Annotated in this window: 28 protein-coding genes; all 28 read right to left on the bottom strand. The window is 48.8% G+C overall.

Annotation, left to right across the window (positions count from 1 at the left end; genetic code table 11):
- Positions 1-5: 5 nt before the first annotated feature.
- Positions 6-809: an RNA polymerase sigma factor WhiG gene (gene whiG / locus HPY81_00545; protein NPV25947.1), complete on the bottom strand. Its 804-nt coding sequence runs from the start codon at positions 807-809 to the stop codon at positions 6-8.
- Positions 790-1275 carry a chemotaxis protein CheD gene (locus tag HPY81_00540; protein ID NPV25946.1) on the bottom strand — a complete coding sequence of 162 codons (486 nt, stop codon included), beginning with the start codon at positions 1273-1275 and terminating at the stop codon, positions 790-792. Before HPY81_00540 ends, whiG begins: the two co-directional genes overlap by 20 nt.
- The gene (locus HPY81_00535; GenBank protein NPV25945.1) at positions 1272-1898 is read right to left on the bottom strand and encodes a chemotaxis protein CheC; all 627 of its coding nucleotides are present in this window, start codon (positions 1896-1898) and stop codon (positions 1272-1274) included. The genes HPY81_00540 and HPY81_00535 overlap by 4 nt, the downstream gene beginning before the upstream one ends.
- A gap of 57 nt (positions 1899-1955) precedes the next feature.
- Complete coding sequence (locus HPY81_00530) at positions 1956-2417, bottom strand: chemotaxis protein CheW (protein ID NPV25944.1); 462 nt, start codon at positions 2415-2417, stop codon at positions 1956-1958.
- 28 nt (positions 2418-2445) lie between these two features.
- Positions 2446-4440, bottom strand: coding sequence for a chemotaxis protein CheA (locus tag HPY81_00525; GenBank protein NPV25943.1), 1995 nt, complete (start codon positions 4438-4440; stop codon positions 2446-2448).
- A 16-nt stretch (positions 4441-4456) separates the two neighbouring features.
- Complete coding sequence (locus HPY81_00520; GenBank protein ID NPV25942.1) at positions 4457-5518, bottom strand: chemotaxis response regulator protein-glutamate methylesterase; 1062 nt, start codon at positions 5516-5518, stop codon at positions 4457-4459.
- A gap of 124 nt (positions 5519-5642) precedes the next feature.
- Positions 5643-6524 (bottom strand): MinD/ParA family protein, encoded by an 882-nt coding sequence (locus HPY81_00515; protein NPV25941.1) that lies wholly within the window; start codon positions 6522-6524, stop codon positions 5643-5645.
- Positions 6521-7723, bottom strand: coding sequence for a flagellar biosynthesis protein FlhF (flhF, locus tag HPY81_00510; GenBank protein NPV25940.1), 1203 nt, complete (start codon positions 7721-7723; stop codon positions 6521-6523). The genes HPY81_00515 and flhF overlap by 4 nt, the downstream gene beginning before the upstream one ends.
- Position 7724: 1 nt before the next feature.
- Complete coding sequence (gene flhA / locus HPY81_00505) at positions 7725-9785, bottom strand: flagellar biosynthesis protein FlhA (GenBank protein NPV25939.1); 2061 nt, start codon at positions 9783-9785, stop codon at positions 7725-7727.
- Between the two features lie 76 nt (positions 9786-9861).
- On the bottom strand, positions 9862-10941 hold the full coding sequence (gene flhB / locus HPY81_00500; GenBank protein NPV25938.1) for a flagellar biosynthesis protein FlhB: 1080 nt from the start codon (positions 10939-10941) through the stop codon (positions 9862-9864).
- A 23-nt stretch (positions 10942-10964) separates the two neighbouring features.
- Positions 10965-11750, bottom strand: a complete 786-nt coding sequence (gene fliR / locus HPY81_00495; GenBank protein NPV25937.1) for a flagellar type III secretion system protein FliR — start codon at positions 11748-11750, stop codon at positions 10965-10967.
- A 10-nt stretch (positions 11751-11760) separates the two neighbouring features.
- The gene (gene fliQ / locus HPY81_00490; GenBank protein ID NPV25936.1) at positions 11761-12036 is read right to left on the bottom strand and encodes a flagellar biosynthesis protein FliQ; all 276 of its coding nucleotides are present in this window, start codon (positions 12034-12036) and stop codon (positions 11761-11763) included.
- Positions 12037-12048: 12 nt separating this feature from the next.
- Positions 12049-12825 (bottom strand): flagellar type III secretion system pore protein FliP, encoded by a 777-nt coding sequence (fliP, locus tag HPY81_00485; GenBank protein ID NPV25935.1) that lies wholly within the window; start codon positions 12823-12825, stop codon positions 12049-12051.
- Complete coding sequence (locus tag HPY81_00480) at positions 12806-13420, bottom strand: flagellar biosynthetic protein FliO (protein ID NPV25934.1); 615 nt, start codon at positions 13418-13420, stop codon at positions 12806-12808. The genes fliP and HPY81_00480 overlap by 20 nt, the downstream gene beginning before the upstream one ends.
- Before the next feature lie 83 nt (positions 13421-13503).
- Entirely contained in the window at positions 13504-13866 is a 363-nt protein-coding gene (locus HPY81_00475) for a response regulator (GenBank protein ID NPV25933.1), read from the bottom strand.
- 12 nt (positions 13867-13878) lie between these two features.
- Entirely contained in the window at positions 13879-15045 is a 1167-nt protein-coding gene (fliY, locus tag HPY81_00470) for a flagellar motor switch phosphatase FliY (GenBank protein NPV25932.1), read from the bottom strand.
- Positions 15038-16033 carry a flagellar motor switch protein FliM gene (gene fliM / locus HPY81_00465; protein NPV25931.1) on the bottom strand — a complete coding sequence of 332 codons (996 nt, stop codon included), beginning with the start codon at positions 16031-16033 and terminating at the stop codon, positions 15038-15040. Before fliM ends, fliY begins: the two co-directional genes overlap by 8 nt.
- A gap of 38 nt (positions 16034-16071) precedes the next feature.
- Entirely contained in the window at positions 16072-16533 is a 462-nt protein-coding gene (locus HPY81_00460; GenBank protein NPV25930.1) for a flagellar basal body-associated FliL family protein, read from the bottom strand.
- A 54-nt stretch (positions 16534-16587) separates the two neighbouring features.
- Positions 16588-16797, bottom strand: a complete 210-nt coding sequence (locus HPY81_00455) for a flagellar FlbD family protein (GenBank protein ID NPV25929.1) — start codon at positions 16795-16797, stop codon at positions 16588-16590.
- Between the two features lie 112 nt (positions 16798-16909).
- Positions 16910-18187: a flagellar hook protein FlgE gene (locus HPY81_00450; protein NPV25928.1), complete on the bottom strand. Its 1278-nt coding sequence runs from the start codon at positions 18185-18187 to the stop codon at positions 16910-16912.
- A gap of 88 nt (positions 18188-18275) precedes the next feature.
- Entirely contained in the window at positions 18276-18662 is a 387-nt protein-coding gene (locus HPY81_00445) for a flagellar protein (protein NPV25927.1), read from the bottom strand.
- A 13-nt stretch (positions 18663-18675) separates the two neighbouring features.
- Positions 18676-19077: a flagellar hook assembly protein FlgD gene (locus tag HPY81_00440; GenBank protein ID NPV25926.1), complete on the bottom strand. Its 402-nt coding sequence runs from the start codon at positions 19075-19077 to the stop codon at positions 18676-18678.
- Positions 19078-19089: 12 nt separating this feature from the next.
- On the bottom strand, positions 19090-20535 hold the full coding sequence (locus HPY81_00435; protein ID NPV25925.1) for a hypothetical protein: 1446 nt from the start codon (positions 20533-20535) through the stop codon (positions 19090-19092).
- Between the two features lie 77 nt (positions 20536-20612).
- A complete protein-coding gene (locus tag HPY81_00430) occupies positions 20613-21251 on the bottom strand; it encodes a hypothetical protein (protein NPV25924.1) in 639 nt (212 codons plus the stop codon).
- 10 nt (positions 21252-21261) lie between these two features.
- Complete coding sequence (gene fliJ / locus HPY81_00425) at positions 21262-21717, bottom strand: flagellar export protein FliJ (protein NPV25923.1); 456 nt, start codon at positions 21715-21717, stop codon at positions 21262-21264.
- Positions 21718-21731: 14 nt separating this feature from the next.
- On the bottom strand, positions 21732-23045 hold the full coding sequence (fliI, locus tag HPY81_00420) for a flagellar protein export ATPase FliI (protein ID NPV25922.1): 1314 nt from the start codon (positions 23043-23045) through the stop codon (positions 21732-21734).
- On the bottom strand, positions 23035-23820 hold the full coding sequence (locus HPY81_00415) for a hypothetical protein (protein ID NPV25921.1): 786 nt from the start codon (positions 23818-23820) through the stop codon (positions 23035-23037). The genes fliI and HPY81_00415 overlap by 11 nt, the downstream gene beginning before the upstream one ends.
- The gene (gene fliG, locus HPY81_00410) at positions 23813-24817 is read right to left on the bottom strand and encodes a flagellar motor switch protein FliG (protein NPV25920.1); all 1005 of its coding nucleotides are present in this window, start codon (positions 24815-24817) and stop codon (positions 23813-23815) included. Before fliG ends, HPY81_00415 begins: the two co-directional genes overlap by 8 nt.

The following is a 24817-nucleotide window of genomic DNA, read 5'->3' as shown; positions in this document are numbered from 1 at the left end:
TTTCTCTAAATCCCAAATATCTTTTTCTTTTGACGGCTTAAGCGACCCCTGAGCCTGAGAATAGCTTTCGTATGCAGTTGGGAAATCCGCGATTCGGATAGCCCAAGCACGGCACCGATTTCTTTAAGGGTCAGACCATCATAGTAATATAAAGAAATAACTATCCGCTCTTTTTCCGGTAACTTGTCAATTGCCTCAGCAAGTAGCTGTTTGGTCTCCTCAAACTCTAACCGCAGCGTGGGATCTTCCACATTGGGGTCGGAAATCATCTCAATTACACGAACCGAGTCGCTATCCGCTCCCTCACCTAACCACAAATCTTCCAGATATAATAAAGAAGTATAACTTACTTCCCCTAACAACTGGTGAAATTCATCAAGTGATATACCCAGGGCCTGGCTGACCTCAAGGTCTGAAACGGAACGCCCCAATTCATTTTCTAACCGGGTATAGGTTTTTTCTATTTCCCGTGCCTTTTGCCGAACAGATTGGGGAACCCAATCCATCGCCCTCAATCCATCGATAATCGAGCCGCGAATCCTGGCCAGGGCATAAGTTTCAAATTTGATTCCTCGAGTATGGTCAAACTTTTCAATCGCATCAATCAACCCGAAAATACCGAAACCAATCAAATCATCTAATTCAACCTTGGCAGTCAAACCAACGGCCAGACGCCCAGCTACATATTTTACCAGCGGGGCATACTCTAAGATCAGCGCTTCTTTAGCAGATTCATCTTTTCTTACCTTGTAGCTTTCCCAGAGATCTTCATTCTTGAGTTTAACCATTTTAGAGTACCCTTTCCCCATGGTCTATTGTTCGGACGTATAAGTTTCCACTATTGGTACAGAATTGAATCGTTCTACCGTAATTACCACCAGTATCCTGAGCGAGCAGAGGAATGCGCTCTCTTTTCAAAGTCTCTACTACCGCTTCTGCGTTGCGGTCGCCAATCTTCATCACATCAGTTACCCCAGGGAAAGTGAACATCTGCGCCCCACCGGCAATCTTGGCCACCAACCGGTTACGGTTTGCCCCAATTTTTGTCATTTCCGTAATCAGATCCAAGATGGCTGTATCTGCAAATTTTGCCCGGTTGTCAGTCTTCCGGGCCTGGATGCTTGACGGCAACATGATGTGCGCCAAACCACCAATTTTGGCGATTGGATCATACAAGCAAATACCAATACACGAACCCAGGCCAGCGGTCATCAATTTATCTGGGGCTTTAGCCACACGCAGGTCAGCCATTCCTACCTGGATCACCCTGCTCATTGGATATTCACCCCAAGTCCAGACATAATGGTATCCAATGCTTCTGGTTCTGGCAGGAGAAAAAAGTGGCCAATGACCTGGATTTCATTTTCTGTGAATTGGGTTTCGACCAACAGGGCGTGATCACCTACTTCCCCTAATTGGAATAAAACAGCGCTCAAGATAGCCCCAGCCATATCAACCGCCAGAGCAGGGACAGACGGAACCATGTTAAGGGAAGTAAACATCGACAGAGCATTCAGATAAGCTCCAGCCAGGATATTGCCAACCTCCTGCAATACTGATTGACCCATATCATCCAGCGCAGTAGTCGTCCCCCGCGGTAAACCTAGCAACATATCGACCAGTAAATAAGCATTGGTAATAGGCAACAAAAACAGGATGTTGCCCGGGGCAGATCCTTGAACCCGCAGGTATACCCCAACCATCAAGCGCTCTGCTCCCCCTACTGCTTCTGGAACTTTCGGAAAAGGAACGATGCTTATCCTCGGAACCGCCATATTAATCCGCCGGTTCAAGAGTTGGGCCAGGGCGGTGGCGGCATTGCCGGCACCGATATTACCAATTTCCCGTAGAGCATCGATTTGCATAGCCGAAAGTTCGGAAAAATCTTCAACCATCATTTACACCATCCCAAATTTTAAGTTCGAGAAAATTCATCAATCCGAGGTTCGATGAAATCAATTAACCGCCTCAAGCCCAAGAACTTTATCAATTTTAAGCAACATTAGCAACCGATCATTCAGCTTGCCAACGCCGGCAATAAAGTCAAGGGCAACCGTACTATCCAGGGTTGAGGGAAGTTCCACTTGATCCGCCTTGAGGCGAAGCACCTCAGTTACTCCATCAACAATTAGCCCAGCCCGAATATCGTTAACCTGAACGATAATAATCCGGGTTCGGTCTGTATCTTTGCGCTTACCCAAGTCAAGCCGTTTATGCAGATCGAAAACCGGGATCACGTTTCCCCTCAGGTTGATCACACCTTCAATAAACTCAGGGGCCTTGGGAACGCGAGTAATTTTCAGCAAACGATTAATTTCCTGGACCAGCAGGATATCCGCTGCGTACTCTTCCGTTCCTAAAATAAAGGCAACTAGCTGTAATTCTTGACCATAAACCCCTGTTTGGCTCACATTCATCCAAAACACTCCCTTCTTGTAGTTTTCACTAAAACAGGCTCCCAACATCAAGAATTAAAGAAACCTCTCCATTACCTAAAATGGCCGCTCCGGCCAATCCTGGTATGCCAGTCAGCAATTTACCCAGAGATTTGATGACGATCTCCTGTTGTCCAATCAGGGAATCAACGACCAAACCGGCCCGCTTATCCCCTTTTCTGACCACCACGATGTACAGTTCCTCAGCCAGCTCCTGTGTACCAGGCACATTGAGCAGGGTGTGGAGTCGAATAATCGGTAAAACCGAACCGCGCAATACTACCACTTCCTGATGTTGAACGCGTTTGATGTTTTCCGGCACAACGATCGTAGTCTCATCGACCGAACTTAACGGGATGGCATATATTTCTTGTCCTACATTAACCAGTAAAGCCTGGATGATCGCTAAAGTTAATGGCAGGCTGATTTTAAATTTAGTTCCCATCCCGGGAACTGATGCTATTTCAATGCTACCACTCAATGACTCAATTTTAGTCTTCACCACATCCAGACCCACACCCCGACCGGAAATATCCGTCACTTCATCGGCCGTACTGAAGCCCGGCTGGAAGATAAAGTTTAAAATTGCATTAGGCTCGAGCAGTTCCGCTTCTTTCGCTCCAATTAAGCCTTTTGCCACGGCCTTGGACCGGATTTTTTCTAGACTAATTCCCCTACCATCGTCTTCAACCTCAATAATCACGTGGTTGCCTTCGTGACGCGCCACCAGTCTGACCAAACCTTCGGCCGGTTTACCAACCTGACGTCGCTCTTGCGGTTTTTCAATGCCGTGATCAATGGCATTGCGCAATAAATGGACTAGAGGTTCGCCAATCTCATCAATTACCGTCCGGTCAAGCTCAGTCTCCTTGCCCTCCATCTGGAAATTAATGTCTTTTCCTAGCTCTCTGGCCAAATCCCTGACCATTCGGGGAAAACGGTTAAAGACCTGCTCCACGGGAACCATTCTGACCTTCATCACCAGTGACTGTAAATCCGTGGTTATCCGGTCAAACTGTTCGACAGTCTCACTCAATTCAGGTAAACGATTGGTAAGCCCAATTTGTTCGAGACGCGTCTTATTGATCACCAGTTCACCAACCAGGTTCATTAAGTTATCTAGACGCTCAATATCGACTCGCACCGTCTGCCGCGGTTTACCCGTCCGTGACAACAGATGTTCATCACTACCATTGTCAGCTTTACTCACTGCTTCTCCTGGCTCATTAACTGGTCGTCTGGCTTCCTCCACGTCCACTGGTTCACAGGCGATTAAAGTGATCTCAGAGATGGTACTCAATCTTTGGGCAATGACTGAGGGTGCTTCTCTGGTTATCAATAATACTTGAAAACCCCAGTCAAAGTTGCCCTCCTCCAGATCCTGGGCTGGGGGAATGCTTTTTATAATTTCGCCGATTTCTTCTAATTGTTTGAAGACCATAAAGGCCCGCACTGACTTCATTAAACACTCAGGAGCGACTTTGACAGTTAGTAAAAAGGAAGAAAAACCTTTGATTTTCGCCTCTTTAAGCAGGGCGATCTCGTAGGAGTTATAGGCCATCTGATTCCCGGCTGGTTGGGATTCAATGCTGACCATCTCTGCTTCTACCGGTTCAACCATCGCCGCTAACTGTCCGACCGCTACCAATTGTGCCACCAACCCCTCTATCGATGGACCGCTGTTCCCTCCATTTTCAATTGCTTCGACCATGTTTTGCAAAGCATCTACACACTGCAGGAGTAGATCGATCAGCTGGCTGTCGGCGCGGAGCTCACCATTGCGCAGTCGGGACAGAACATTTTCCATCTCGTGCGTCAACTCAGTAATTCCGTCGTAACCCATGGTCGCCGCCATCCCCTTCAAGGTATGCGCAGCCCGAAAAATCTCATCCACCACCATGTTGTTCTGAGGATTGTTTTCTAGCTCCAATAAGTATTGATTCAGGTTTTCCAAATGTTCTCTAGATTCTATCAGAAATAACTCCAGGTATTGCGTTAAATCCATGTTCCTTGCCCCCTATTCAAATCATGTGCATTATCTCATCCGCCACCAGCGGCAGCGGAACAACTTTATCAACACAACCTGACTCAATTGCTGCTTTGGGCATCCCATAGACGACACAGGTAGACTGGTCCTCAGCAATCACCTTGCTCTGACCCCGACTTTTTAATTTTTTTACTCCTTGTGTGCCATCCTGTCCCATTCCCGTGAGAATAACAGCTACGACCGGCCCCCAGAAAACTTCCGCCGCAGACGAAATCATTACATCGACCGAAGGACGGTGGCCGGCAATTGGGGGGTCTTGAGTTAAATGAATAAATAAATGACGATCACCTGTTCTTCCATTGGCAGTTAAAACCATGTGGTAGTCCCCCGGCGCAATATAAGCCACACCAGCCCGAACTTCGTCACCATCCACCGCTTCCTTAACATGAATGGCCGACAGGTTGTCCAATCGCTCGGCCAGGGAACGGGTAAACCCAGGCGGCATATGCTGAACAATCAACACCCCGGCCGGGAAATTAGCCGGTAAAGCCGGTATAACCTCATTTAAGGCCCTGGGTCCCCCGGTGGAAGTACCAATCAAAACTAAACGGTTTAGCTGGGGCTCACAAACTGAAACCGGGGGTTTAATGTTAAAGGACCTCTGGGATAATATCCGCCCTGATGATTTCGTCAGTCTGGCCTGCTTGGAAGTTTTTATCTTCAAGATTAGTTCATTTTGGACCTGGTTAATATCCAGTGAAATTGGGCCAGATGGTTTCGCGATAAAATCAATCGCTCCCTTCTCCAGGGCCTTCATGGTCGCTGCGGGGCCGGACTGGGTAACGCTGGACAGCATAATCACCGGTAAGGGTTGGCTCCTCATGATTTTATCCAGCGCGGTTAGCCCATCCATAACCGGCATTTCTACATCCATGGTGACTACATCGGGCTGGAGTTGGCCAATTTTAGCCAACGCCTCCTCGCCATTACGCGCTGTTCCCACCACTTCCAGCTGGGGATCGGCATTGATCAGGTCGGAGATAACTTTACGCATAAAGGCTGAATCATCGACCACCAAAACCCTGATTTTTGACATCTGGGCACCCCCTTAAATCGGCTCTACTTATACTTTCAGCCAGCCACTGTCTTGTGAGGGATTCGGGTATTGTACCTCTGGATAACGTTGTCATGGCTGGCTTGTACGGACAGGCACACCACCTTTATTTAAACAAACTGGCAACGTTGTTAAAGAACGCTCTTAGTCCCACCGGTTTCTTCACCGTCTGGTTGCACATTTTGGCCGCTAAATTGTGGATGCAGACAGAAGCCGGCGAATTGGGGTAAGCAAGGACAAAAGGCTGCTGCTTCTTCACCGCTTCAGACACCGCTGAGTCACGTACAATGTGTCCATAAAATTCTAGATCCACATCCAGAAATTTCTTGGTCACGATTTTTAGTTTATGGGCGACGAGCATTCCTTCCGCATCACTCTCAACCTTGTTGACCACCAACCGCAGTATGCTTTTCGGGTTTTCCCGCGAAACTATTTTAATCAGGCCATAAGCATCAGTGAGAGCAGTCGGCTCAGGGGTGGTAATGATCACTACTTCATCCGCGGTAAGTAAAAAATTCAAGACATTGCTGGACACCCCCGCCCCGGTATCAATAAGCAATAGATCAGCTGTCCCCTCAAGGCTATGCACATCCATCATCAACGCTTCAAATTGCCAGGGTTGGAGAGCGGCCAATTCTTTAATCCCCGAACCGCCAGGAATGATCCGTATCCCCTTCGGCCCTTCCACTATTATTTCTGACAAGCGCCGCTCGCCATTGACCACATGGTATAGGTTATACTTTGGCACCATGCCTAAGACAACATCGATATTGGCCAACCCCATGTCCGCGTCCAGCAACACTACGCGCTGACCGTACTCTAATAAAGCCAGCCCAAGATTAAGGGTAAAGTTTGTTTTACCCACGCCTCCCTTGCCGCTGGTTACTGCCAGTACCCGGGTTGTCCTCGGGCTACCGGTTATTTCGGATTCAACTCTGTCCTTCAAGTTGCGCGCTAGCCACCGAAGTTTTTCCGCCTGATCTCTCATCCGCTCATCCCCCCCAGAATTAATCGGGCAATTCTTTGAGGGTCAGCTACTTCGATATCATCGGGAACATTCTGTCCTACTGTTATGTACGATAATCTCTTTTTAGTCCGGCTGACCATATTGATAATTGGACCAAAAGTATTGGTTTCATCAAGTTTAGTGAAGACCAGTTTGGTTAAAGGTACCGCACTGAATCGATTATAAACATCAAGCATGTCCTGGTAACGTGTACTGGCACTTAAAACTAAGAAGACATCCGTTGGACAACCGGCATGCAAAAAGCCGTTTAATTCCGACATTTGCACCGCGTTTTTCGGGCTGCGCCCGGCGGTATCTAAAAAAATTAGATCTTTGTCCTGATGTTTGGCAATCGCCTCTCTCAGAGCTTCGGGGGTAAAAACAACTTCGATCGGTATACCAATGATCTGAGCATATGTTTTGAGTTGCTCAACTGCCGCAATGCGGTAAGTATCAATGGTCACTAAGGCAACCCTTTTTCTTTCCAACAAGCTAAAACTGGCGGCTAATTTGGCGATTGTCGTGGTCTTGCCAACACCGGTCGGGCCAACTAAAGCAACGATTTGTTGTTTCCCTCCATTTTTAAAGACGATGGGCTGAGGAACACGGAGGATTTGCCGAATCCCCTCTTCCAGATAAAACCTAATTACCTTAGCGTCTTTCAATTCATCAGGTGCAGCTCTTTCCAAGATCCCATTAATTAATTTGACCGCCAGTTTTTCTTCAACTTCATGATTAAGAAGTAAGTGATAAGCCTTCTGGACCAGCTTGGGGTATAAGTTTCCGCCTTTTAAGTGATTCATTTCCTCGAGCAGCTGGTACATCACGGTCTTCATTTCCTTCAATTCTTCCGTGGGTACGAGTGAGTCACTATGTTCATTGGTTACTACTGGTCGCTTCTCCGGTTGACTAAATTCAACCGCCTGGGGTTTGGTTTGACCGGATAAAACTGGCGCTGCCGCGGCGGATACCTCACCTGGCTGAGAATTGGGTCGGGATACGGGCGGAGGAAAATCATCCACCGCCGCCGTTACCTCCACAACTTCCCGGGCAAAAAAACCTAAGAAGCCGCCTTCTTTAAATTTACGGGTATGCAGGATAATGGCTTCTTTTCCCATTTCCGTTTTTACCTTGAGAATCGCCTCCTGCAGGTTATTACCAACAAAGCGCTTCACCCTCATCTTAGATGCTCACCGTCCCGATCGAATGAAGTTCTAACTGAGAATCAAGTTCGTTATATGATAAAACCACGAGACTGGGGATAACCTTCTCGGTTAGACGCTTAAAGTGTAAGCGGATCACCGGCGCACAGACCACGATCGGCTGAAAGCCTCTTTGTGCAGCCATTTCCGCTAAACTGGCTAATCGCTGAATTAATTGCTGCGCTACATTGGGCTCCAGAGCAAGGTACGTCCCATACTCACTGGTCTGGAGGGCATTCCGCAAGGTCTGCTCCACAGCTGGATCCAGAGTAATCACCGACAAGCTGCGATTATTCTGTACATAGAGCTTGGTGATCTGGCGGCTTAAAGCCTGGCGAACATACTCCGTCAATAAATCCAGCTCTTTGGTTACGCGAGCGTAGTCAGCCAGTGTTTCTAGAATGGTCACAAGATCCCGGATTGGCACTCTTTCCCGCAGTAGGTTAGCCAGAACTCTTTGAATCTCACCAACTGATAATCGGTCCATCACTTCATTGACTACTGCTGGATGCGTCTGTTTCACGTGATCTAGAAGGCTTTGCACGTCCTGACGCCCCAATATTTCATGAGCATGGCGCCGTATAATCTCCGTCAAATGAGTGGCCACCACTGATGGTGGGTCAACCACGGTATAACCGGCCAATTCCGCCCGGTCACGCAAGCTGGCAGAAATCCACTTGGCGGGTAAGCCAAAGGCCGGCTCTTTCGTCTCAATTCCGCGTATTTCTGGATCATCAGTGCCCGGGCTCATGGCTAAATAATGATCAAGCATTAGCTCACCCTGTCCAACTTCTACTCCCTTGATCTTGATGACATAGGCATTTGGCCGTAGCTGCATGTTATCCCGCATCCGGATTGGCGGAACAATTAAACCTAGTTCAAGGGCACATTGTCGGCGAATCATCACCACCCGGTCGAGCAGGTCGCCTCCCTGACTGGCGTCTACCAGGGGAATTAAAGCATAGCCTAACTCCACTTCCATGGGTTCAACCTGAATCAAGGAAATAACATTCTCCGGTTTCTTAATCTCCTGTAACTGCTGTTCTTTTTCCCTGGCAGCCTCCTTCACCGCTGACTCCTTCAACCCCCTCTGGAAAGAGTAGGCCAGACTTCCCAGGAAGCCAGCCATAATGAGCAGGGGAATTCCCGGCAACCCAAACAAGGCCAGTAGTAACAGGACTCCGGCGGCAATCGCCAGCACTTTCGGTTGGGTAAACAGCTGTCGGGTCAAATCTTGTCCTAGATTCGATTCCGAGGCCGCCCTGGTCACCACAATGCCAGCTGCGGTCGAGATCAGCAACGCTGGAATCTGAGTTACCAGACCATCGCCAACCGTCAGGATGGTGTAGGTATGGAGCGCCTTAGTTAACGGCATACCTTTTTGGGCCACGCCGATCACGAAGCCCCCGATAATGTTCACAAACATGATCACGATCCCGGCGATCGCATCACCTTTGACAAATTTACTGGCCCCATCCATGGCCCCGTAAAAATCCGCCTCCCGCTGAATTTCTTTCCGTCGCTGCCGGGCTTCGACATCAGTAATCAGTCCCGCGTTCAGGTCGGCGTCGATGCTCATCTGCTTTCCAGGCATAGCGTCCAAGGTAAAACGTGCGGCCACTTCGGAAATCCGCTCTGCTCCTTTCGTGATCACGATGAACTGAATGACAACCAGGATGAGGAAAATGATAAAACCAACTACCGGATTGCCTCCCACCACAAAATCACCAAAAGCCTGGATCACCTCCCCAGCAAAGGCGTTCAGTAAAACCAGACGGGTTGATGATACGTTCAGAGACAAACGCAACAGAGTCATAATCAATAACAATGACGGAAATACCGAAAACTGCAGGGGCTGGATGGTAAACATAGCCACTAGCAGGATGACCAGGGAAAAAGAGATGTTAAACACCAGAAAAAAGTCCAGCAGTTGAAACGGCAATGGCACAATCATCATCAATACGATGGCCAGGACCGCCACGGCAACGATGACATCACTGTATTTGGTTAACCGGCTGTCTGCAGTCGGAGGTGTTACCATGGAAACTGCCTCCTAATTCGAGAATCGTATTCCGCTGTAGGCATATATCGAGCGAGGAAACCTCCTACCACCGATATTACCACGCCTTCTTTCGCAGGCGGTACACAAAGGCCAGTACCTCGGCGACTGCCTGGTACAGCTCCGGCGGTACAGCCTGGCCAATTTCGGCCCCACGGTAGATGGCCTGGGCCAAAGGGGGGTTTTCCACAATCGTCACCTGATTTTCCCGGGCAATTGCCTTAATTCTCTGGGCGATAAAATCCTGCCCCTTGGCGACCACAACCGGTGCTTCCATCGACTGAGACTCATACTTTAGCGCGACCGCAAAGTGGGTCGGGTTGGTGATCACTACATCCGCCTTAGGGACCTCGCTCATCATTCGCCGCATTGCCATTTCGCGTTGTTTCTGCCGAATTCGTGCTCGGAGCTGGGGATCCCCTTCGGTCTGCTTATACTCATCCTTTAATTCTTGTTTGCTCATCTTCAAAGATTCTTCGTACTCCCACCATTGATACAGATAGTCAAACCCCGCCAGAGTCAGCAACAACAGACCCACACGCCAGGCCAAGTTGTAGACCAGATGATTAACAAACATGATAATACTTTCCAACTCCATATCCATCAATTGCGGGAAGGTAGCAAAATTGTCGGCCAGGGTTAAATACATGACATATCCTATTGCCACAATCTTCCAGATGGCTTTAACGAGTTCCACCAAGGCTCGTTTTGAAAAGATCCGTCGTAACCCTTCAATCGGATTGAGCCGGTCAAGCCGTACCTGGATAACCTCAGCCGAAAAGAGAAAACCTACCTGGATATAATTAGCCAGTAGACCGGCGATAACCGCTGCGCCGACGATCGGGAGGGTAATCTGCGTCATCAACCACATGGCTTTGAGAAACATCACCTGGACACTGGCCGGGGTCAGGTTTCCATTAGTTTCTTCAAGTAAAAAGCTGCGTGTGAACCCTTCCATTGCCTCCCACATATAGGGAAAATAGAAACGCAACACCATAAACGTAAACAATAAAATCAAGGCAGAGTTGACTTCATTGCTGCGCAGGACTTGACCGCGCTTCCTGGCTTCCTGGCGTTTCCTGGGGGTGGCTTTTTCGGTCTTCTCACCGGCAAACAACTGGAGATCAATCCACAGCATTGGCCTACCCACGTGATGGCCCATTAACCTCGTCCTCCCAGCAACCGGAGCAATATATCCACATCATGAAACATGCGGTCAAACAGCACGCCTAATAGCCAGACGTATAAAGACAAGATTAAAATTAGGATCACCAAACCGATCGCAATCTTGGCTGGCATACCCACAATGAAGACATTCATTTGCGGTACCGTCCGGGCGATAATCCCCAGCGCGACATCAGTAACCAGAAGGGAACCCACCACCGGCGCAGCGATCTTAATCGCTGTTACGAAGAGACCACTAAACATGCGCAAGAGAGTTTCCGTTACCGGTCCAACCAGGTGACCGCCCAATAGGGGAATAAAATCATAACTCTTAACCAGGGCTGCCAGAATCAAATGATGACCATTTAAGGACAATAAGATCAACAAGGCCATTAAATACTGGAAATTACCTATCAAGGGTATTTGGACTCCGCTTTGCGGATCGAGCACATTGACGATGCTAAACCCCATTTGCATGTCAATCAATTGTCCAGCCACCTGGACCGCAACGAATACCAGGTACATAGCGAATCCAATCATAAAACCAATCAGAAACTCCGTAATCAGCCCAAGGGTGTAATAAATCATGTCACGCGGAATGGACACCTTAACTGGAAACACCATGGTAACCAAACCTGCCACCATCACCGTAAAGCCCAGACGCACTGCGCCTGGAATTCGCTGGCCGCCAAATACCGGCGCAATCACAAACACCCCGATTACCCGTCCCAGGACCAACAAGAAGAGATCGATTTGTCGGATTAATTGGCCAAACATGTCCATTCAGACTACCTCAACGAACAGTAATAAATGTATGCAGGTTCGCCAGCAGATTCTGGGTGAAAGTATTTAGTACCCCCATCATCCATGGGCCGAAAATTGCGATCACCACCATTACCGCAATGATTTTCGGCACGAAAGCCAAAGTCTGCTCCTGGATCTGGGTAGTTGCTTGAAAAATGCTGACCAGCAGTCCCACTAACAAGCTTCCGCCCAGAATCGGTGCTGATAACAGTAAAGTAGCATACAGAGCCTCTTTCGCCAGGTACATAACCAGATCCTGACTCATCGAATCTCCTCCTTATTGAAAACTTAAGACCAGTGACCGAATAAGTAAATGCCAACCATCCACCATTACGAAAAGCAAAATTTTGAATGGCAGGGAGATCATCATCGGGGGAAGCATTAACATACCCATGGACATCAGGGCGCTTGAGACAACCATATCGATCACCAGAAACGGAATGAAAATAACAAATCCAATTTGGAAGGCCGTTTTTAACTCACTGATGATGAACGCCGGAATCAAGACATGACTTGGGATGTCAGAATATGTTTTGGGTCGCTCCATTTTGGCCAGATTAACAAACAGGGCCAAATCGCTCTCCCGTGTCTGGCGGAACATAAAATTACGCAAAGGTTCCATGCCTTTTTTCCAGGCTTCTTCCTGGGTAATCTGCCCCGCCACATACGGCTGAATAGCCTCGGTATTAATCCGCTCCCAGGTGGGAGCCATGATAAAGAAAGTTAGAAACAAAGCCAAACCAATCAGAATCTGATTGGGCGGCATCTGCTGGGTGGCCAGCGCGCTTCTGACAAAGGATAAAACAACAATTACCCGGGTGAATGAAGTCATCATGATTAAAATCGCCGGGGCCAGGGATAAGACCGTAAGCAAGAACAAAAGTTGAAGACTTTTGGCTACTTCCTGCGGTTTTTCGGCGGTATCAACCCCAATATTGATCCGGGGTACGGGAATTGGTTCCGCCTGGACTGCGCCAACCCACCCCAACAACAGCAGCAGCACCAGTCCCAGAATAATCCAGGTGGTCAGTCGGCTACTCTTTGTGGTAATCATCGTTCTTACCCTCTTTTCCTCCACCTGAACTCCCCCTGGATGAACTGGTACGGCGGTCAGGAGAAAGCTCACGGAGCCTGGTGAGATGCTGTTCGATCAAATGATGAAAGTTCCGCCCTGTTCCACCCGTACGGGAAGAATTCGCTATCCCCCGCCACAAATCAATCAATCCCTGCCAGCGGCCAAAAATTTTCTGTGGTTGAGCTTCCCGGGGAAGTCGCTCTTTCATCAGTTTTACCAACTCTTTATCATCGATTTCCAGCAGTTTATTAATACTGTGGTCGGTCACACCCAGCACAAAGACTTTGCCGGCGATTTCGGTGATGAAAATACCCTTGTTTTGCCCCAGGGCTAGCTGATCAAGAATGTTAATCCATGTCCCCACGGAAGAATACCCCCACTGACGACCAATAATCTTAATCAGAGCATACGCTAACCCCGTGATCAACAGCAGGCTGACCGTTAAGCGCACGAACAACCCAAACATGCTTGGGTTTTCTTTTAACTGGGGAGCTTGATATTCTGGTAAATTCACCGATTGATCCTCGGTCGTCACTGGGGCCGCAGAAGCCGAAACACTAATACTTATTAGCATTGATATAATTATAACCACGAGCCCAAGCCACCGAAAGCGTTTTCGGCAACGCATGCAAAGACCACCATCTTCATCATTCATTTTTAACCTAAGGCTTTAGCTACTGCTTCCAAAACTCGGTCAGGTTGAAAAGGTTTGACGATAAAATCACGTGCCCCGGCCTGAATTGCATCGATGACCATCGCCTGTTGACCCATCGCACTGCACATAATGACGCGCGCGCTGGGATCAATTCGTCTGATTTCTTTAACTGCGGTGATCCCGTCCATTTCCGGCATCGTGATGTCCATGGTGACCAGATCAGGCCGAAGTTCAAGATACTTTTCCAGGGCAACGGCTCCGTTTTCTGCCTCACCGCAAACCTCGTAGCCATTTTTTGTCAGAATATCTTTGATCATCATCCGCATAAAGGCGGCATCGTCAACAACCAGAATTCTTTTACCCATTGATATCCTCCTTTACTGTAAGTTGGGCATTCGTTCAAATGGGCTGATAATAGCTGTCACGCGGACTCCATAGTTTTCATCAATCACGACTACTTCGCCCTTGGCGATCAGTTTTCCGTTGACCAACAAATCAACAGGCTCGCCAGCCAATTTGTCCAGTTGGATAATTGCTCCTGGCCCAAACTCAAGAATTTCCTTAATAGTTTTTCTGGTCTTTCCTAACTCGACTGTAATCTGTAATGGTACATCCATGATCAGATCAATATTAACGAGATTGCCGACCTGATTGCTACCCCCGATCTGATTTAAAGGCATGAACTGAGCCGGCTGAACAGCCACATCGGGATGACCGATCGGTGTATCTTGTGGAAAACTCACCGCTCTGGCCTGGCCCTGGAACGGGGCTTGGGCCGAAACCGCTGCCACCTTTTCTGAAGGAGCGGTTTTCGTCTGAACCGGAACCGAAGCCACTGCTGATGTTTGGGTTTCTGTGGTGTTACCACCCAAAAGCGAATTGACCATTTCCTTGGCGTAAACCAGGGGAATAATCTGCATGATCTCACTATCAAGTAAATTCTCAATTTCCATACGGAAAGCTACCTGCACCAGGGGTTCAAACTGCTCCCCCAATTTCTCGTTCAGTTCATTCTCCGCAAAATCGACCAGATTAATCTTGGGTGGTGCAATCTCAATTCTTCGACCAAACATGGTCGACATTGAAGTTGTCGCTGAACCCATCATTTGGTTCATTGCTTCTCCAATAGCACTCAGGTGCAGTTCACTTAGCTCCTCTGGTGGATTAGTTCCATCCCCTCCCATCATCAGATCAACAATGATACCAACATCTGATTTTTTAATCACCAGTAGATTATTGCCTTCTAGACCAGAAGTATAGCCTACATCAACCACTACGTATGGGAGTGGGTACTCACTCTGAAGTTGGCTTCGCGTCGTTTCAGTAACCCGAGGAGTGGTAATAGAAACCCGTTTCCCCAGCAGCGTTGACAGCGTTGTCGCCGCTGTCCCCATGCTGATATTTCCGATTTCCCCCAGAGTATCCCGCTGAATGTCCGTTAATAGGCCACCCGGCGCACTCGAAGGATTATCAGTCGGGGCACCTAGAGAACCGCCTTTAAGCAGAGCATCGATTTCTTCCTGAGAAAGTATCCCATTACTCATCTTCATCATCTCCTTGGTCGATCACCGTTCGGATTTGGATGGCCATCTTATGGCCGACAATCCCTGGTTGACCGAAGAATTTAGGACGCTTACCAATCAGGATCTCAAGGTCTTCCGAAATCTTTCGCTCCAGAGGAATAACGTCACCAACCTGGAGATCCAGCAATTCGCCGACGCTAATCTTCGCACGGCCTAGAATCACAGTTACTGGAACTGAGGTCCTTTCAATCTGTTGGCGCAAAGATTCTATATGCTCGCGGGTCCTCTCTTTGGCCGAACTAGAAAACCAAAAATGAACACTTAATTTACTAACGATTGGCTCCAGTACAAGAAAGGGAATGCAGATGTTAATCATGCCAATTTGCTCACCTATCTTACATTCGAGGGAGATAAGTACCACCATCTCTGTCTGGGAAACAATCTGAGCAAACTGAGGGTTGGACTCGATCATCTCCAGGTGTGGTGAAATCTTGATAAAGGTTTCCCAGGGTTCACGGAAAAGGTCGAGCATTTTCTGGACAATTCGTTCAATTACTGTGCGCTCAATTTCCGTAAGCGCACGAATCTTATCCGGCGGCCGCCCCGGCCCCCCAAAAAGGCGATCTATGACGGTAAAAGCGATCGTGGGATTGATTTCCAAAATCCCATTTCCATCCAAGGGTTCCATTGTAAAGATATTAACAATTGACGGGTTCGGTAATGATTTGGCAAATTCCTCGTACGTCAATTGTTCTACCGAAAGCACATTAACATGGACAACTGTTCTAAGCAGGGCAGACAGGTAGGTGGATAGAGACCGCCCGTAATTTTCATAAATTACTCGTAAAGTGTGTATTTGATCTTTAGAAAACTTGTTCGGTCGGCGAAAATCATAAACACGGACTTTTTTCTTCTGCTCTTCCTGCTTTAATTCCTCAGCGCTGACCGTACCCGTGGACAGGGCAGACAAGAGGGCATCGATTTCAGCCTGAGACAGTATTTCACTCAAGGCGGCTCACCTCCATTCCTTTGACCAGAATATCATATTTACTGCATGATGAACGTGGTGAAATAAACCATTTTGATCTGCTTGGTCCCCAGGGCAGTGTTGATCTGGTCCATCATTTCCTGTTTGAGCCGCTCTCGCTGGTCAACTTGCAGGTCTGTCACTGTTTTACTGCTCAAAAGTGAGAGAATGCGGTCTTGAATAATCGGCAGCTTAGTCTGAAATTCTTTTTCGGTCTTCTTGTCTGTCAACTCTAAAACCACTTCCGTTTTTAAGAACCGGCGCCCCTGAGTATCAGCGATATTGACCACAAATTCACCTGCCTTAACTAGTGGTCCGTGCTCAACTGCTTCGGTCTTTTTTGTCCAACTCGGTGGAGACATGGCCATTTTTGCCGCTCCGTATGCTACGCCGGCCGCGACCAAAAAAATTGCCAGGCCAACCACAATCAGGCGCCAATCTAACCAACTGTTTTTCACACTAACATCTTTGCCATCCGCCACTGGTAACCAACCCTCCATCCCGTTCGACAATCCATGATCAGACAGTTGAAATAATTATTCCTCGGCCCGATTCTGGCCCAGTTCCTGATGAATCACGCGTTTAAAGGCCACCACGCGCTTGATGATCTCCTCTGCTGGCTCCTTGACCACCACCTTGTGGCCGGTGGTCAGGGTAACTACCGTATCCGGCGTCTCCTCGACAAACTCAATTAGCTCAGAGTTAACCACCAGCACCGTGTTATTCAACCTAGTCAACTTAATCATCGGCCGGCCTCCTTTAAACCCGTCTCGGTCTTACGCCACAGCGATTTGATTTAACCTGGGATTAACAAAAACAGAGATGGGGGATGAGCTGCAGGTCATCCCCCGCTCCGTCTTATCGTTTCAAATTAACCAGTTCCTGCAGCATCTCATCGGAAGCCGTGATAATCCGGGCGTTAGCCTGGAACCCGCGTTGGGTAGAAATCATGTCGGTAAATTCCAGCGACAGGTCCACGTTAGACATCTCCAATGTCCCGGGTAGAATACTGCCGCGAGATTTGCTCCCGGGTGTACCGATATCGGCATCACCTGAGTTTGGCGAATCCTGGAACATACTGTCACCGAGCGCGAACAGTCCGCTCGGATTCTGGAAGGTGGCCAGGGCCACCTGGGCAATGCTTTGAGTTTGGCCGTTCGAGTAGGTGCCGAGAATCGTCCCTGTAATGTCAATGCTGATACTCCGTAAATCCCCCTGGGGGTAACCATTCTGGTACTCCGCCCAGGCCGTGGACTCGGCCCGGTATTGAGTAAGGTTATTCATGTCAATTGTGATCGACTGCGGGGTGGCAACACCCAATCCGGTGTAAGCTATGTTGACCGTGACCTTGCCGGCAGTCGTGTCAAGTCCGCTGGCGGTAAGATCAACCTTCCCAGCGGAATCAAATACAAGGTTGGTCCAGCTGGCAGGATTAGCGACAGTAATTCCACTTATTGCTGGGTCACTGGCACCCAGGCTCGCGGTCCATTGGTTAGTTGTAGCCGACTTGGTAAACGTAATGTTGATCAAGTGCTCGCCGCCCTGACTGTCATAGATCTTTTTGTTTAGGACAATAGTATCATTAGAGGCTGTCCCTGAATCAAGGTTCCCACTTAACTTCATCTCACTGGTCGCCTTCGGGGGAACTGATTTATACCCCGAAAGATCAATCGCGGTCAAGGTAGAGTTGTCGATGGCTCCTGTCGCCGGGTCAGCCATGTACCCCATGACTTTGAACCCATTTGTTACGTTAACATAGTTCCCCGTGGTGTCAAAATCAAACGTTCCCGCCCGGGTGTAAAAACGGCGGCCGCTGCCGTCAGTGAGAATGAAGAATCCTTCTCCCTGAATAGACAGGTCGGTCATCTTGCCGGTGGTCTGGGCACTGCCAGCCCCCTGGACCACGTCAATGCTGCCCACGGCATTACCTAACCCGACTTGTTGGGGATTTGTACCACCCCGGTTGCCTTGCGGAGCTGAAGCTCCCCTTAGTGACTGGTACAGAGCATCCCGGAAAGTCACCCGGCTTTTTTTATAGCCAATCGTGTTGACATTAGCAATATTTGTCCCGACAACATCCATTCGGATTTGATGATTACGCAGGCCAGATGAGCCCGCGAACATTGAACGCATCATTTTTTATTAACCTCCTTTTTCCAAAAAGCCATTTAGCACCGCTTCAATCGTTCCACGGCCTCGGGCTTCCTTCCAGAGGTCCAGCCCATTAAATAATCACTGCACTGTCAATATTAGTGAACACGTTTTCCTTCAGGTTGGCTTCATCGACGGCAGTAATGACTGTCTTATTCTTCACACTGACGATAAAGGCCAGGTTATTCATTACAATCAGAGAATCGCGTGCTCCTTTTTGCGCCGCTTTCTCCACCGCCGCGCTCAGCTGTTCGAGTTCTTCCGTCCCTAACTGGATTTGGCGGGCATTCAGCCGCTGTTGCGCGTGTTGAGAAAACTTGAGGTTAGAGTACAACTGCCGTTCCAGAATCTCCTGAAACGAGGGGTTAGATTGATGTGCGATATTTGGCTTACCTATTCCGCTGTCAGTGGGCTGTTTTACGGGCACAATCGGTTGAGGAAAATACACCTTATCAACCATAACCCTCGCCCCCCTACTCCCAAACCTGCTCAATACTTGACAGTGGCACCTCAACGTCGTCGACAATGACTTTCGGCGACCCATCAACCACTTTCATCCCGCTCACTCGGCCGTTAGACAACTGTTCAGATTCTGGATGCCTAAACTCGATGTTTTTTCCCAGCAGACCGACAGCCCGACCAATCATAAATTCTCTGTTCAAGTTCTGCATTTGTTCTAGCAAACTGAATTGGGCCATTTGTGCGATAAAATCAGCATCCTTGACCGGCTCAAGTGGATTCTGATTTTTCAACTGGGTAACCAGAAGGTTCAAAAAAGAATCTTTACCTAATTCATTGTTTTTTTTCTTAGTCGTGGTACCAGCCGCTGCCGTTTCTTGGTTTCCAGTCATTCCCTGTACTGTCGTTACACTCATAAATTCACCCCTCTACACCAGAAAATCGATTTTTCCGCCGGTCGGTTGTCGCCACCGACTGAGTTCGGGCGTTTCACTTACCACGTCGTTATAATTGTTAGCTGAACGGAAATTTGACCACTTCGGCCAATCATAACACTGTTGCTGGTCAGTCTGGTAAGAATGCCCAGAGAATGACGACCATGCGTCCAGGGAGACATCCAATCGGTCAAACCGTAATCCATGCTCTTCTAAAGATTGTTTGAGCAAAGGCAAATTGGCTTCGAGCAATTGCTTGACCTGCAGGTTTTCAGCCGTGAAGCTGGCTGCGATCAGCCCCCCTTCAATCTGAACAGTGATCTTCAATTGCCCTAAAAATTCAGGTTTCAAGTGTATCCGAATTTCCGAATGACCATTCCCTACCCGCAAGCGAACGTGGTTGACAACCTGGCGAAGGATCTCCTCTATTTTGGGACGGGGTAGTTCACTTACCAACTCAGACCTCCGTTGGTCCAGGTTTCCAGTCGCGGGTTCTGGTGTGGCTGGGAAAACCTCCCCAGGGATGTTAGTGGGTGAAACTTTTAACTCTTTTTCGTCTCTAAACTCATACACACGAATTGCTCTAAGTAGTCTACCTGCTGAGGGCTCCGCTGTTTTTTGCTGAATGCCCACTTTGGCTTTATCCAGCTCAGACGTCATGGCGTATGATCTACCGCATGCTACTTCCGCTTCCACCGCTGTTAGCTCAAAGTCGACCTGTTCGCGCAACCGGGAAACTGTTGGCAATGCAACTGGCTCCATCGGCTGTTCAGCAGGCAGGATAGTACCCCCTGCTGAGTTTGGTATCACCATAACTTCAGTTTCAACATTATGTTTTGGTTCAGTGACCACCCGCGCTCCAAGTTCCGCCTGTACCTGCTCCACAAACACCTTCAGGGAATTTGTGTTGGGGTTGTTACTAATCTGGTTGACCGCTGGTGATAGTGTTAAAGCCATTTGCGCTGTTTCACCAGTGGGCTGGCTTTTCCAAGTTTCCTGCAGGTACCGAACTAATGGTGGCCCGCTTTCGCCTAAAGAAACAGTATTTGGCTGGGGAATGCTTGCCTCTGCGAGTTGACTGTTTTCAATGGCACTGACTAGCCAGTCCATCAATCTGTAGTCCAGCAGTTGGCAGTCCATTGTCTGTTCATCTTGTCTTTCTGCTTCGCGTATAATATTCACGATTGCCGCTGGCAGGTTTAATGGCTCAATTAACCCACCACCATTAACCGGCGAAACCTTAGCCGGGGTTCCTTCTGCTTCACAGACCTGGCCTTCTCCTGGTTTATAAAACTGGAGCATCGCCGCAGCGGCAAGGCCAGCCAGAAAAGAAGCACTACCGTCTTGGGTGCCCACAAGATTCTCTTGTTTAGCCACCCAGTTACCGTGGTTGGCAGAGGCTTCAATTGGTAGAAGCTGAACAATATTAGTTATCTGCACTTTTTCACCTCCTTTCTAAAATGATTAATTGAAAACATTTTGCCATCACTTCAATTGATTATTTCTTTCATCGTTAATTACTTAAGCATTTGATTTACCAAAACAGCTGCCCGCTCTGGCTTCATTGCTCCGAGAATCCTGGCCACCTGCTCAGGTGGCATTTCCTGTAAGATCCCAATTACCGTCTGTTCATCCTGCTTGTCCATGATCGCGGCCGCTGTCGCTGGTTTCATTTGCCCATAGTACCCCGCCATATCCTTAAAGCCAAGTCGGCGCGTCTGTTCAGCCTGTAACTGAGCCTGAAGGTCCTTTATCTGCTTAAGGGCCGCCTGTTTTTCCTGTTCTAGGGTTTGCTTTTCTTCCAGCAGTCCCTTGAGCAGATCGTCCTGTTGCTTGACTTTAGCTTGCAGGTTAGCCATGTCCTGCTCCAGGGAGTTGGTTTTCGTCGCCAGTTCCTCGGAAACAATCCCTTTTGGCCCAAAAAGTTTCCCCACCATTGGGATCTTGGTTAAACTGGCTCTGACATTGATATAGCCGGCAGCATTAGTCGCTAATACCAAACCAAATATGATAATTGCCAAGCAGATGATCACTAGTTTCATGGATATTACTGGGTTTTTTAATTTTGTTTTTTCTGGCTTGTTGTTTTTGGGTCCGGCCGCTGCTCTCCCCCTGGCGCCGGGGTAAGACAAATCTTTTGTTCGGGCGGTTGTCATGGTTTCCTCCTTAAGTGCTGCTGTTCATGTGACGGTAAAATCCTGTCACGGCAAGCTCGTCAATCACCTTTTGTTCCTCCCGCAATACTTCTTGCTGGTAGATCTCCCACTGACGCTGCCGCAGCTTTTCCAGGATCTTTTTTTCTTTCACTATTTTCATGAGCGCGTGACGGGCCGACTCAAGATCCTGTCTGGCGCTCTCCACCTGAATAGACTGCTGTTTAATCTGCTTAAGCAGCATAGGAAAGAAATCATTATACAACTTGATTCGCGCTAAATTGAGTGTTCCCTGAACAACCCCACGCATTTCGTCCTGAAGTTGCTGGCAGCGTTCTCTCAACTGTTTTAAAGCCTTCATTTCCTGGTTAAACCTTTTCTGTTGTTGAAAAAACTCTTGTTTGAGCAACTCCTCGCGTTTGTATACCAGATCAAGATTTGTCTGCAACTTGAATTTAAAGCGTCGCATTCGACTACGCCTCCTTAAGCAAACAGGGCTCCTAGCCGGGTCAGAGTCTCATTGAAAGTAACGTTTTCATTGATTCCCTGGCGCAAAAATTCACGGCATTTCTCCACCATCTTGATGGCATAGTCGATCCGTGGGTTCGTCCCCAACGAATACGCCCCAATATCAATCAGGTCTTTTGCCTCTTGGTACGTAGCCAGAATCTCGCGAACGCGGTTAGCCCACTCCTGATGTTCAGTACTGATGATATCGAGCATCACCCGGCTGACGCTGTTCAGTACATCTATTGCCGGATAATGATTCTGTGCTGCTAGGTCACGTGAAAGAACAATGTGTCCATCAAGAATACCGCGAACAGCATCAGTGATCGGCTCATTCAAATCATCCCCATCAACTAAAACAGTGTAGAGGCCGGTGATGGTCCCACATGCTGAGGTCCCGGAACGTTCAAGTAACCTGGGCAACAGGGCAAATACCGAGGGGGTAAACCCCCGGGTCGCCGGTGGTTCGCCGATCGTCAGACCCACTTCCCGCTGCGCCATGGCAAAACGAGTAACCGAGTCCATCATGAGCATGACATCTTTCCCTTGATCTCGAAAATACTCCGCGATCGTGGTTGCCACAAATGCCCCTTTAAGACGAACCATCGCAGGTTGTTCCGAGGTAGCAATTACGACAACTGACCGTTGTAAACCTTCTTCGCCCAGGTCTTTCTCTAAAAACTCACGTACCTCCCGCCCTCGCTCTCCAATCAAAGCGATTACATTGATATCAGCACTGGTGTTCCTAGCCACCATTCCTAACAGCGTACTCTTGCCAACCCCACTACCGGCGAAAATCCCCAACCGCTGACCGCGCCCACAGGTGATCAAACCATCAATGGCCTTTATCCCCAGTGGCAGGGGTTCTCTAATCCGGGTTCTCGCCAGTGGATTAGGCGGTTGATTCATCACCGGGTAAAATTCCCGGGTGTTGATGGGTCCTAAACCATCAATCGGTCGACCAAGTCCATCCAGGACTCGGCCAACAAGGGCCGGGCCGACTGCCAGCCGAAAACTATGACCAGTTGCGATCACACTGCAACCTGGGCCGATCCCCGCCATTTCTCCCAGTGGCATCAGCAACGTCTTGTTTTGACGAAAGCCAACCACCTCAGCCAGGATGTGCCCGTTGCCCGGGATCTGAATTACACACACTTCCCCCAAACTGACCCGTGGACCGTCGGATTCAATCGCCAGACCAACTACCTGGGACACACGCCCCTTCTGACGGATCGGATCGTGTTCAGCCACGATTTCAAAGTATCGCTCCAGGGCCATACTAACCTCCATCACTTACACGTAAGAGGGCTCCTTCGAGGCTCTTTAGCTGCTGGCTGATTTGAGCATCAACATAACCAGCTCCTGTATCAACGATACAGCCGCCGGGTTCGATCGCTGGGTCAGCTTCAATATTAATCAAGCGATATTCAAATCCCTCGCTATCGAGTTGCTCACGCTGCTCTTCCAGAATGCCTTTCTGTGACGGGTGAACCCGGATCGTAACCTCTGAAGTGCCATTAACCTTTTGTAAAGCCGCTTTCGCGAGCTGAACGACCAGATCCGGCGACTGTTTCAACTCGGTGTGAATCACTTTTTTCGCGATTGCTAGGGCCAGTTTTACTAGCTCTGGTTCCAGTTCCGCCAGCATCTTTTCCCTTTCCCGCAAGGCTTGGGCAACAACACGCTGCGCCGCACTCCGACTGGCTTCGCGCTCGGCCGCCATCTCTTGGAAAATTTGTTCTCTCCCCTGACGATAGCCCTCTTCCCGAGCCGTCTGGCGGACTTGCTCAACTTCCAGCCTAACGGCCTGACGCAGCTTTTCGGCTTCGCCTCTGGCTGCTTCGATAATCTCCTGGGCCTGAAGACGAGATTTTTCCAGGAGTTCAGTCACCATGGCCTCAGTTTCGGCAATAATTTGCTGTGCTTGGGCAGCATCAAAAGTATCCGCGGCCTCAACCGGTGTAGTTGTTGATCGTTCGCTTGCCGCTGCTGCCATCTGGTTTTCCCAACCAATTGTTCGCCTTTGACCAATGACAAACTGGTTTGACTTGATCACCTTAGACAATAATCTCATCTCCACCACCCCGCGCGATGATAATCTCACCTGCTTCTTCCAGCCGACGAATCACAGAAACAATCCGCTGTTGGGCTTCCTCAACGTCACGTAGCCGAACTGGTCCCATGAAATCGATCTCTTCGCGCAGTATCTCCTGGGCCCGTTTAGACATATTCCGATTGATCTTTGCCGCTACCTCCTCGCTCGAGCCTTTGAGGGCTAAAGCCAGGTCGTGACTGTCGATCTCACGCAGGATTCTTTGGATCGCCCGGTCATCCAGCTGCACGATATCTTCGAACACAAACATCAACTTCTTAATCTCCTCGGCTAACTCGGGATCTTGAATTTCCAGGGCTTCCATAATCGTCTTCTCTGTTCCCCGGTCCACCCGATTCAGCACCTGAACAACTGCCTTGACTCCACCGGCCGAAGCCACTTCCTGCGGGACCAAGGAAGATAGTTTGCGCTCCAAAACGCGTTCTACTTCCTTGATAATCTCAGGAGAGGTCCGGTCCATAATCGCGATCCGCCGGGCAACATCAGCCTGCCGATCGTGGGGCAAGGCAGACAGAATAACAGCAGCCTTCTCCGGGTCCAGATAAGCCATAATAAGAGCAATTGTCTGGGGGTGCTCGGATTGAATAAAGTTCAACAATTGACTCGGGTCAGTTTTGCGTATGAAATCAAAAGGACGTACCTGGAGGGAAGCCGTGATTCGGTTAAGAATCTCAACCGCTTTCTGATTACCCAGTGCCCTCTCCAGTACCTGTTTGGCGTAATCAATGCCGCCTTGATTGATGTACTCAGAAGCCATACACATCTGATAAAACTCTTGGATAACTTCGTCACGGCGCTCTTGGTTAATCTTGCGCACATTGGCGATTTCTAAAGTCAATTGCTCAATTTCATCTTCTTTGAGGTGCTTAAAGATCTGGGCAGACATCTCTGGTCCCAACGCAATCATGAGAATAGCTGCTTTTTGTCGGCCACTTAACCCTTTGCCCAT

It is taken from the genome of Bacillota bacterium, assembly GCA_013178045.1.
In the GTDB taxonomy this organism is placed as follows: Bacteria; Bacillota; Ch66; order Ch66; family Ch66; genus Ch66.
The sequence above is the reverse complement of the archived record's forward strand: the minus strand, read 5'-3'. Positions and strand labels throughout refer to the sequence as shown.